5 protein-coding genes and 2 pseudogenes are annotated in these 9886 nt (G+C 65.6%); 5 read left to right on the top strand and 2 right to left on the bottom strand.

Features of this window, described 5'->3' with window-relative positions:
• Positions 1–140 (bottom strand): annotated as a pseudogene (locus VKI00_RS13585) (translation initiation factor IF-3); the annotation flags it as partial.
• A 444-nt stretch (positions 141–584) separates the two neighbouring features.
• Here VKI00_RS13585 and lysX point away from each other — a divergent pair.
• From lysX to VKI00_RS13570, 3 genes are all read left to right on the top strand, one after another.
• On the top strand, positions 585–3854 hold the full coding sequence (lysX, locus tag VKI00_RS13580; protein WP_414687188.1) for a bifunctional lysylphosphatidylglycerol synthetase/lysine--tRNA ligase LysX: 3270 nt from the start codon (positions 585–587) through the stop codon (positions 3852–3854).
• 64 nt (positions 3855–3918) lie between these two features.
• Positions 3919–5391, top strand: a complete 1473-nt coding sequence (locus VKI00_RS13575) for an alpha/beta hydrolase (RefSeq protein WP_324438133.1) — start codon at positions 3919–3921, stop codon at positions 5389–5391.
• A gap of 25 nt (positions 5392–5416) precedes the next feature.
• Positions 5417–5665 carry a hypothetical protein gene (locus tag VKI00_RS13570; protein ID WP_324438131.1) on the top strand — a complete coding sequence of 83 codons (249 nt, stop codon included), beginning with the start codon at positions 5417–5419 and terminating at the stop codon, positions 5663–5665.
• Positions 5666–5671: 6 nt separating this feature from the next.
• Here VKI00_RS13570 and uvrA read toward each other — a convergent pair whose 3' ends face one another.
• Positions 5672–8587 (bottom strand): excinuclease ABC subunit UvrA, encoded by a 2916-nt coding sequence (gene uvrA, locus VKI00_RS13565; RefSeq protein WP_324438129.1) that lies wholly within the window; start codon positions 8585–8587, stop codon positions 5672–5674.
• A 110-nt stretch (positions 8588–8697) separates the two neighbouring features.
• On the opposite strand from uvrA, the gene VKI00_RS13560 reads away from it, so the two are divergent.
• Both VKI00_RS13560 and VKI00_RS13555 read left to right on the top strand, forming a co-directional pair.
• Complete coding sequence (locus VKI00_RS13560; RefSeq protein ID WP_324438127.1) at positions 8698–9375, top strand: MBL fold metallo-hydrolase; 678 nt, start codon at positions 8698–8700, stop codon at positions 9373–9375.
• 416 nt (positions 9376–9791) lie between these two features.
• Positions 9792–9886: pseudogene (locus tag VKI00_RS13555) on the top strand (IS6 family transposase); the annotation flags it as partial.

The following is a 9886-nucleotide window of genomic DNA, read 5'->3' as shown; positions in this document are numbered from 1 at the left end:
TCGACAAGGTCGAGATCGGCATCCGCGGCGACGCGGAGGGCATCTTCGATGCGCACGATGCCTACCTGCTCCCCTCCCGGGCCGATCAAACGGACTTCAGGTACGCGGATGCGCTCGTTGACGCGGGTCTCAGTGCTGATGGGGCCTCCCTGGGTCGTATTCCTCATTGCGAGCGAAACCCGGTCTGTCCGGAGTCAGCGGTCGGAATACCACACCATCAGCAAAAAGGCCCTGCGTCAGCAGGGCCCGGTGCCGACCGGTCACGGCTCAAGCCGCCTGCGTAACACAGAACCGGCACAGCTGGTGTGCCAGTGACCGGACCGCTGAGCCTTGACTGTGATTTCGTGGCCAACGGTGGGAGCGGGACTCCACTTACTGTCTCTGGACTTCGCCGGAGACGGTCGCGCAGGATAGTTTAGCAGTCATGACGCGGCAATCCGCGATCGAGCGCCCCTGAGCAGCCGACACGTGCAATTCGCTGTCTTCAGAGCATAGGCATTCCATAGCTTGAGCGAATATCCTCGCGGTCTGTGACCCTCACTCCGTCTCGCCAGCGGAGCCGCGCGACTTCCCGGCTCCGCTGGGTGCCCGCGGCCGCGGGTTGGACTGTTGGCGTCATCGCCACGCTGTCGCTGATCGCCAGCGTGTCGCCGGTGATCCGGTGGGTCATCAAGGTGCCGCGGGAGTTCATCAACGACTACCTGTTCAACTTCCCCGACACCAGCTTCGCGTGGTCGTTCGTGCTGGCCCTGTTGGCGGGCGCGCTCACGGCGCGCAAGCGCATCGCCTGGTGGCTCTTGGCTCTCAACCTGGTGCTGGCCGCCGGGTTGAACATCGCTGGTCTGACGGCCGAACACGTCACCCCGCTCAAGAGGCTCGGCGAGACACTTGGGCTCGGTTTCCACCTGACTGCGCTTGTGGTGCTGGTCTTGGCTTACCGGGAGTTCTGGGCCAAGGTCCGGTCGGGTGCGCTCTTTAAGGCGGCCGGAGTCCTGATCGCCGGTTGGGCGGTAGGCATCGGGCTGTCCTGGCTGCTGGTCGAAACGTTCCCGCACACGTTGGCGGAGGACGACCACTTGTTCTACGTGGTGAACCGAGTGGTCGGATTCGCCGTCGCCGACCCGGGTTCGTTTGAGGGCAGGCCGCACGTCTTCCTCAACGCGCTGATGGGACTGTTCAGCGCGATGGCGCTGATCGTCGCGGCAATCGTGCTCTTTCAGTCACAACGCGCCGACAACGCACTCACCGGCGAGGACGAATCCGCCATCCGCGGGCTGCTGGAGTTGTACGGCAAGAACGACTCCTTGGGCTACTTCGCCACTCGCCGCGACAAGTCGGTGATTTTCGCGCCGAGCGGCCGCGCCGCGATCACCTACCGCGTCGAGGTCGGAGTCTGCCTGGCCAGCGGAGACCCGATCGGCGATCCACGGGCGTGGCCGCAGGCCATCGACGCCTGGTTGGCGCTGTGCCAGACCTACGGCTGGGCACCCGGGAATATGGGGGCCAGTTCGGCGGGGGCTAAAGCGTTTCGCGAGGCCGGCCTGAACGCACTGGAATTGGGCGACGAGGCCATTCTGTACACCGCCGGCTTCCGGCTTTCCGGCCGAGAAATGCGTGGGGTGCGCCAGGCCGTGACCCGGGCGCGCCGGGCCGACCTGTCGGTGCGCATCCGCCGCCACCACGACATCGACGCCGACGAGATGAGGCAGGTGCTCGCCCGGGCGGATACCTGGCGGGACACCGAATCCGAGCGCGGGTTCTCGATGGCGCTCGGCCGGCTGGGTGATCCGGCCGACGGCGACTGCCTACTGGTCGAAGCCGTCAAACCGGACGGCACCGTGGTCGCCATGCTTTCGCTGGTGCCGTGGGGCCGCAACGGCGTTTCGCTTGATCTGATGCGTCGGTCGCCGGATTCCCCTAACGGCACCATCGAGCTGATGGTCAGCGAGCTCGCTCTGCACGCGGAACGCATCGGCATCAGCCGTATTTCGCTGAACTTCGCGATGTTCCGGTCCGCGTTCGAACAGGGCGCCCAACTGGGCGCCGGCCCGGTGGCCCGATTGTGGCGCGGATTTTTGGTGTTCTTCTCGCGCTGGTGGCAGTTAGAGACGCTGTATCGCTCGAACATGAAATACCAGCCCGACTGGGTACCTCGCTACGCCTGCTACGAGGACGCCCGGCTGATTCCGCGGGTGGGCGTTGCCTCGGTGATCGCCGAGGGCTTCCTGGTGCTGCCGTTCACCCGGCGCAACGAACAGCACACCGGCCATCACTCGTCCGTCCCGCCGACACTGTTGGCCAGCGGACTATTGCACCGAGACGGCTCAGCGCCGGATGTCGCCGCGTTGCAGGAGACCGACCTCGGGGCCGGCGACGACGGTGACCGCCGGCTGCCGGAACAGATGCGCGTGCGGCTGTCCAAGCTGAAGAAGTTGCAGGACAGCGGCATTGACGCCTATCCGGTGGGTCAGGCACCCAGCCACACGATCGCCCGGGCATTAGGCAGCGACGACCAAACGACGGTCTCGGTGTCAGGGCGGGTGCTGCGGATCCGGGACTTCGGCGGTGTGCTGTTCGCCGAGCTGCGCGACTGGTCAGCGGAAGTGCAGCTGCTGCTTGAGAATTCAGTTCTACAACACGGGCGCACCACGGACTTCACCAAGGCCATCGATCTCGGCGACTTGGTCGAAGTGACCGGGGAGATGGGACACAGCAAGACCGGGACCCGGTCACTGATCGTGCGCAGCTGGCGACTGATCGGCAAGTGCCTGCGGCCGCTTCCCAACAAGTGGAAGGGATTGACCGATCCGGAAGCGCGAGTGCGCAGCCGCTATGTCGACCTGGCCGTCAATGCCGAATCGCGCGAGCTGATCGCCGTTCGCAGCAGGGTCCTGCGTTCCATCCGAGAAACCCTGAACGCCAAGGGTTTTCTGGAGGTCGAAACCCCGATCCTGCAACAAATTCACGGCGGCGCCACAGCCCGCCCGTTCAGTACCCACATCAACAGCTACGACCTCGACCTGTACCTAAGGATTGCGCCCGAGCTATATCTGAAGCGGCTGTGCGTCGGCGGAGTGGAGCGTGTGTTCGAGCTCGGCCGGGCTTTCCGCAACGAGGGAGTCGACTTCAGCCACAACCCCGAGTTCACCCTGCTGGAGGCCTATCAGGCGCACGCCGACTACACCGACTGGATCGACGGTTGCCGGGAGCTGATCCAGAACGCCGCCGAGGCCGCGAACGGCGAGCAGGTGGTGATGCGGCCCCGCCCGGGCGCCACCGATGACAGCTTCGAGGTGGTCGATATCTCCGGTGTATGGCCGGTGAAGACGGTGCACGATGCGGTATCCGAGGCGCTCGGTGAGCACATCGACGCCGCCACCAGCCTGGCCAAGCTGCACAAACTGTGCGACGACGTGCACATTCCCTACCTGGCGCGGTGGGACGCCGGCGCGGTGGTGCTGGAGCTCTACGAGCATCTGGTCGAGGATCGAACCGAGCAGCCGACGTTCTACACCGACTTCCCGTTGTCGGTGTCGCCGCTGACCCGACCGCATCGCAGCAAGCCCGGTATCGCTGAGCGGTGGGATTTGGTGGCATGGGGCGTCGAGCTGGGCACCGCCTACAGCGAGCTCACCGACCCGGTGGAGCAGCGCCGCCGCCTACAGGAGCAGTCCCTGCTTTCGGCCGGCGGTGATCCCGAGGCCATGGAGCTCGACGAAGACTTCCTGCAGGCGATGGAATACGCGATGCCGCCCACCGGAGGTCTGGGGATGGGCGTTGACCGGGTGGTCATGCTCATCACCGGCCGCAGCATCCGCGAGACGCTGCCCTTCCCGCTGGCGAAGCCGCGATAGCCGACGCCGCGCTTGAGCAACCGATCGGTGAAACCCGTGCTAATTGCGGGCAACAAATACCACAATGGACAGCGTGACGGGTTCAACGACGAACCTCGCGTTCTCGGTGCTGGCAGATCACCACACCTCGTTGATGCACGGCTGGATCCCGGGAACGGTCCAGGCCGTCACCGTCACAACGCTGCTGCTGGCGGTCGGGTGGCGTTCGCGCCGCTGGCGGCTGCTGTGGCTGCCGGCGGCGGCAGCCGTTGGAGCCGGGGTGGCCGGTTGGGCGCACTGGTACGTCAACGCCGACGGTCTCGCCGACGACCCCGCGCCGCACCTGTTGTGGTGGTGGATCGCCTGCAGCGGCGCCGCGGTGGTGATTTCGGTTTTGGGCTGGCGCGGCGCGGCCTGGTGGCGGCGCGGCGCATCGCTACTGGCCGTGCCGCTGTGTCTGCTCAGCACCGCACTGGTGCTCAACCTGTGGGTCGGATACTTCCCCACCGTGCAGACCGCGTTGAATCAGCTCACCGCCGGTCCGCTGCCCGACCAGACCGACCTGGCCACCGTTAACGCGATGGCGGCCAACGGCGCCCAGCCCCGGCACGGCAGCCTGGTGCCGGTCACGATCCCCTACGATGCCTCGCACTTCAAGCATCGCGGCGAGCTTGTTTACCTGCCGCCGGCTTGGTTTGCCAGTACTCCGCCGCCGCAGCTGTCGACGGTGATGATGATCGGTGGTGAGTTCAACACCCCCGCCGATTGGGCTCGGGCGGGCAATGCGGTGAAAACGATTGACGACCTGGCGGCCACGCACGGCGGAAACGCGCCGGTGTTCGTCTTCGTGGACTCCGGCGGAGCGTTCAACAACGACACCGAGTGCGTCAATGGAACCCGCGGGAACGCCGCCGACCATCTGACCAAAGACGTGGTGCCGTACATGGTCTCGAGTTTCGGGGTCAGCCCCGATCCGTCGCGTTGGGGCATCGTCGGCTGGTCCATGGGAGGGACCTGCGCGGTGGATCTCACGGTCATGCACCCGGAGCTGTTCAGCTCATTTGTCGACATCGCCGGCAACATCGGCCCGGACACCGGAACCAAGGCGCAAACCATCGCTAGGCTGTTCGGCGGCAACACCGACGCCTGGGCCGCGTTCGACCCGGCCACCGTAATCACCAGACACGGTCGATACGACGACGTCTCGGGCTGGTTCGCCATTTCGTCGGATAACGTACCGAAGCGGTATCACAGTCTCGCGGTGGCCGACGCCGGCGCGATCGGGTTGGGCGGTCAGGACAATATCCGCTACCCGGACGACCAGACCGCCGCCGCCGACCGGCTGTGCAGACTGGGCCGCGGCAACGGCATCGACTGCGCGATCGTCGCCCAGCCGGGCAAGCACGATTGGCCTTTCGCGAGCAGGGTTTTCGCTAAGGCTCTGCCCTGGCTGGCCGGCGAGTTGGACACCCCCGGTGTGCCGTTGATCGCGCTGCCGTCTTCGCCGCCTCCGCCGATGTCGGCTTCGGCTCCACGCAACGAGCCAATCGGCAGGTAGGCCGTGGCACGGGTACCGTGAAGCCATGCCCGACGAGCCGACGAGTCCCGCCCCCGAACCCGACGTCGACCCGGGCTATACCAGCTCAGGCATTCCGACGTTCGAGTCGGTCCGCGAGAAGATCGAGACGCGATACGAGACATCAATCGGCGCAGCCGAATTGGACGCCGAGAGCCCCGAGGGCCGTGACGTCGAGGAGCAGTACCAGGAGCGGCAACGCGCGGCGGCCGAGCGGCTGGCCCAAATCCGCAAGTCGATGCACGAGGACGGCTAAAGGCAGCTACGCGCTGACCTTTCGTCGCCGGTTCGAGCGTCGTGGCGCACTGGCCGACGCCCCGGTGCCGCTAAGGGTTTCGGCGAGGAACTTCCCGGTGTAGCTTTCTGGGACGGCCGCGATGTCCTCCGGCGTGCCCTCGGCGACGATGGTTCCGCCTTCGCCACCGCCCTCCGGGCCCATGTCGATGATCCAGTCCGACGTCTTGATCACGTCCAGGTTGTGTTCGATGACGATCACCGTATTGCCTTTGTCGACAAGGCCATTGATGACGTCTAGCAGCTTGCGGATGTCGTCGAAATGCAAACCGGTGGTGGGCTCGTCGAGGATGTACACAGTGCGTCCGGTGGAACGCTTCTGCAACTCGGACGCCAGCTTCACCCGCTGCGCCTCACCGCCGGACAGCGTGGGTGCCGGCTGACCCAGCCGCACATAGCCGAGACCGACATCGACCAGAGTCTGCAGATAGCGGTGGATGCCGGTGATCGGTTGGAAGAACTCCGCGGCCTCCTCGATCGACATGTCCAAGACCTCGGAGATGGTCTTGCCTTTGTAGTGCACCTCAAGGGTTTCCCGGTTGTAACGGGCGCCGTGGCACACCTCGCATGGCACATACACGTCGGGCAGGAAGTTCATCTCGATCTTGATGGTGCCGTCGCCGGTGCACGCTTCGCAGCGGCCGCCTTTGACGTTGAACGAGAACCGGCCGGGTTGATAGCCGCGAACCTTGGCCTCGGTGGTGGCGGCGAACAGTGTGCGGATCTTATCGAAGACCCCGGTGTAGGTGGCCGGGTTGGATCGCGGCGTGCGGCCGATCGGCGACTGGTCGACACGGACCAGCTTGTCCACATGGTCCAGGCCGGTGACGCGGACATGTCGGCCCGGGACCTGCCGGGCGCCGTTGAGCCTGTTCGCCAGCACCGCGGCCAGGATGTCGTTGACCAACGTCGACTTGCCGGAACCGGACACCCCGGTCACCGAGGTCAGCACGCCGAGCGGAAACGACACGTCGATCTGGCGCAGGTTGTGCTCGTGGGCGCCGACAACCGTGAGCCGACGCCGCTTGTCAACGGGACGCCGGATCGCCGGGGTAGCAATGCTTTCCTTGCCCGACAGGTAGGCGCCGGTGATCGATTCGCTGTTGGCCAGCAGCTCTTTGTACGTTCCGCTGTGCACGATGCGGCCGCCGTGCTCGCCGGCGCCGGGGCCGATGTCGACGACCCAGTCGGCGTGCTCGATGGTGTCCTCGTCGTGCTCGACGACGATCAGTGTGTTCCCTAAATCCCTTAAGCGGGTGAGGGTTTCGATGAGTCGACGGTTGTCGCGCTGATGCAGTCCGATCGACGGCTCGTCGAGCACATACAGCACACCGACCAAGCCGGAGCCGATCTGGGTGGCCAGCCGGATACGCTGTGCCTCACCGCCGGACAGGGTGGCCGCCGCGCGCGACAACGACAAGTACTCCAGCCCGACATCGAGCAAAAAGCCCAGCCGCGACTGGATTTCCTTGAGCACCTGACCGGCGATGGCTTGCTCGCGTGAGCCCAGGGTGAGGGCGTTCAGGAAGTCCGCACAGTCCGAGATGGACAGCTCGCAGACCTCGGCGATGGACTTCGCGCCGCGGTCCCCCGCGGCCAGTGTGACGGCCAAGATCTCCGGCTTGAGCCGCGTGCCGTGGCACACCGGGCACGGCACGTCACGCATGAAGCCCTCGTAGCGCTCCTTCATCAGCTCGGATTCGGTCTGGTCCATCTTGCGCTGCAAAAACGCCAGCACGCCCTCGAAGTCGGCGTAGTAGGAGCGGGTGCGGCCGTAGCGGTTGCGGTAGCGGACGTGCACCTGCTCGTCGCACCCCTCCAGGATTGCCTTGCGCGCCTTGGGCGGCAGTTTGCGCCACGGCGTGTCCACGTCGAAGCCCATCGCCTCGCCGAGGCTGGCCATCATCCGGGTGAAGTAGTCCGCGGTGTGGCCCATCGACCAGGGCGCCACCGCACCCTCGGCCAGCGTGCGATCGGGGTCGGGCACCACCAGGTCGGGGTCGACCTCCTTGCGGATCCCCAGACCGGCGCACTCCGGGCAGGCACCGTACGGCGAGTTGAACGAGAACGACCGCGGCTCCAGATCGTCGACGGCCAGGGCGTGCCCGTTCGGGCAGGCGAGCTTCTCGGAGAACCGCTGCTCGCGATTGTGGGCGTCGTGTTCGTGGTCGACGAATTCCAACACCACGATGCCATCGGCGAGGTTCAGCGCGGTTTCCACCGAATCGGTGAGCCGCTGCTTGGCGGACAGCTTCACCGTCAGGCGGTCCACCACCACCTCGATGTCGTGCTTCTCCTGTTTCTTCAGCTTGGGCGGATCGGTCAGCGAATGCACCACGCCGTCGACCCGGACGCGGCTGTATCCCTGTGCGTTGAGCTTCTCGAATAGGTCGGCGAACTCACCCTTACGCGTGCGCACCACCGGGGCGAGCACCTGGAATCGGGTGCCTTCGGGCATCGCCAGCACCTGATCGACGATCTGCTGCGGCGTCTGGCGGGCGATCCGCTCACCACAGACCGGGCAGTGCGGAGTGCCCGCGCGGGCATACAGCAGGCGCAGGTAGTCGTACACCTCGGTGATGGTCCCGACCGTCGATCGCGGGTTGCGGTTGGTCGACTTCTGGTCGATGGACACCGCCGGCGACAGCCCCTCGATGAAATCGACGTCGGGTTTGTCCATCTGCCCCAGGAACTGTCGGGCGTAGGCCGACAGCGATTCGACGTAACGCCGCTGGCCCTCGGCGAAGATGGTGTCGAACGCCAGCGACGACTTGCCCGAACCGGACAGCCCGGTGAACACGATCAGTGCGTCGCGCGGTAAGTCGAGGTCGACGCTGCGCAGGTTGTGCTCACGCGCACCCTTGACGATCAGGCGGTCAGCCACGCTGCCCCTCTCAGGTAAGTCCTTACGCGCCTGCAGCCGATATTGCGCATGGCGCTTCCATGCTATGTGCCCATACCGACAATCGACCGGTGAGCAGTACGGTGGCGCTTATGACTGTCGTCGACGACAACTACACCGGGCATGTCGAAGCCGGTACGGCCGCAAAACGCATTCTGCCGGGCGTCTCGATCTTGAAGGCATCGGTGGGCCCCATGGATAACAACGCCTACCTGGTGACATGTTCCGCGACCGGGGAAACCCTGCTGATCGACGCCGCCAACGACGCCGACGTTCTCATCGACCTGGTGCGCAACCACGCCCCGAAGGTGTCGTTGATCGTCACCAGCCACCAGCATTTCGACCACTGGCAGGCGCTGGAAGCCGTGGCGCAGGCCACCGGCGCGCCGACCGCCGCACACCAGATCGACGCCGACCCGCTGCCGGTCAAGCCGGACCGCCTGCTGGCCGGCGGCGACACCGTGCAGATCGGCGAGCTGACGTTCCACGTCATCCATTTGCGCGGCCATACGCCCGGCTCGGTCGCGCTGGCGCTGAACGGTCCCGCCACCGGCGGTGTCACCCAGCTGTTCACCGGCGATTGCTTGTTCCCGGGCGGTCTTGGGCGGACAATAAAACCGCGTGAGTTCCAGTCGCTGTTCGAAGACGTGAAGACGAGAGTGTTCGACCGCTTCGGTGACGAGACCGTTGTCTACCCCGGACACGGTGACGACACCACCCTCGGCGCGGAGCGCCCGCATCTGGACGAGTGGCGGGATCGCGGCTGGTGATTCAGGCGCGGATTGTCAGAGATCATCAATCCTTCGCCTTGATGCCATTGACCTCGCGCTCATTGTTTCCCGGGTCCTCCAACACATCTGGGGAACGAGGCTCTGCAAAGGCACCATGAAGCCGTGAGCTTCCCTCATTGCCCACGCGAGGAAATCCGGGGTGGACTCTCCCGGGGCCTGTCGCGCACCAGGAGGTCAGCGGACCGGGGACGATCTCAGCCGTCCGATGTCGAACAGGTCACGCGATCCCGAACCTAAACGTGCCATCCGCTCCCTGGCAAGAGTCATTGCCTGCTCACGGGTCAAGGTCTTGTCGGCGTCGGTGGACTCGACGGCACCGTGACCGTCACACCGCGACGAGGAGCCGCTGGCACTGTCACGTTGGTGAGTGTGGGCGACCTGGGAGGATTCGTGGGGTGAGCACCGCAACGCCGTCGTACAAGGGCCACCGCTACCCGGTCGAGATCATCAACCACTGCGTGTGGCTGTACTTCAGGTTCCCGCTCAGCTT

It is taken from the genome of Mycobacterium sp., assembly GCF_035314665.1.
Lineage (GTDB): Bacteria > Actinomycetota > Actinomycetes > Mycobacteriales > Mycobacteriaceae > Mycobacterium.
The sequence above is the reverse complement of the archived record's forward strand: the minus strand, read 5'-3'. Positions and strand labels throughout refer to the sequence as shown.

Excerpts from the sequence above, each read along its gene's own strand:
- VKI00_RS13575 (WP_324438133.1), top strand. The coding sequence starts at position 3,919 with ATGGACAGCGTGACGGGTTCAACGACGAACCTCGCGTTCTCGGTGCTG.
- VKI00_RS13570 (WP_324438131.1), top strand. The coding sequence starts at position 5,417 with ATGCCCGACGAGCCGACGAGTCCCGCCCCCGAACCCGACGTCGACCCG.
- VKI00_RS13560 (WP_324438127.1), top strand. The coding sequence starts at position 8,698 with ATGACTGTCGTCGACGACAACTACACCGGGCATGTCGAAGCCGGTACG.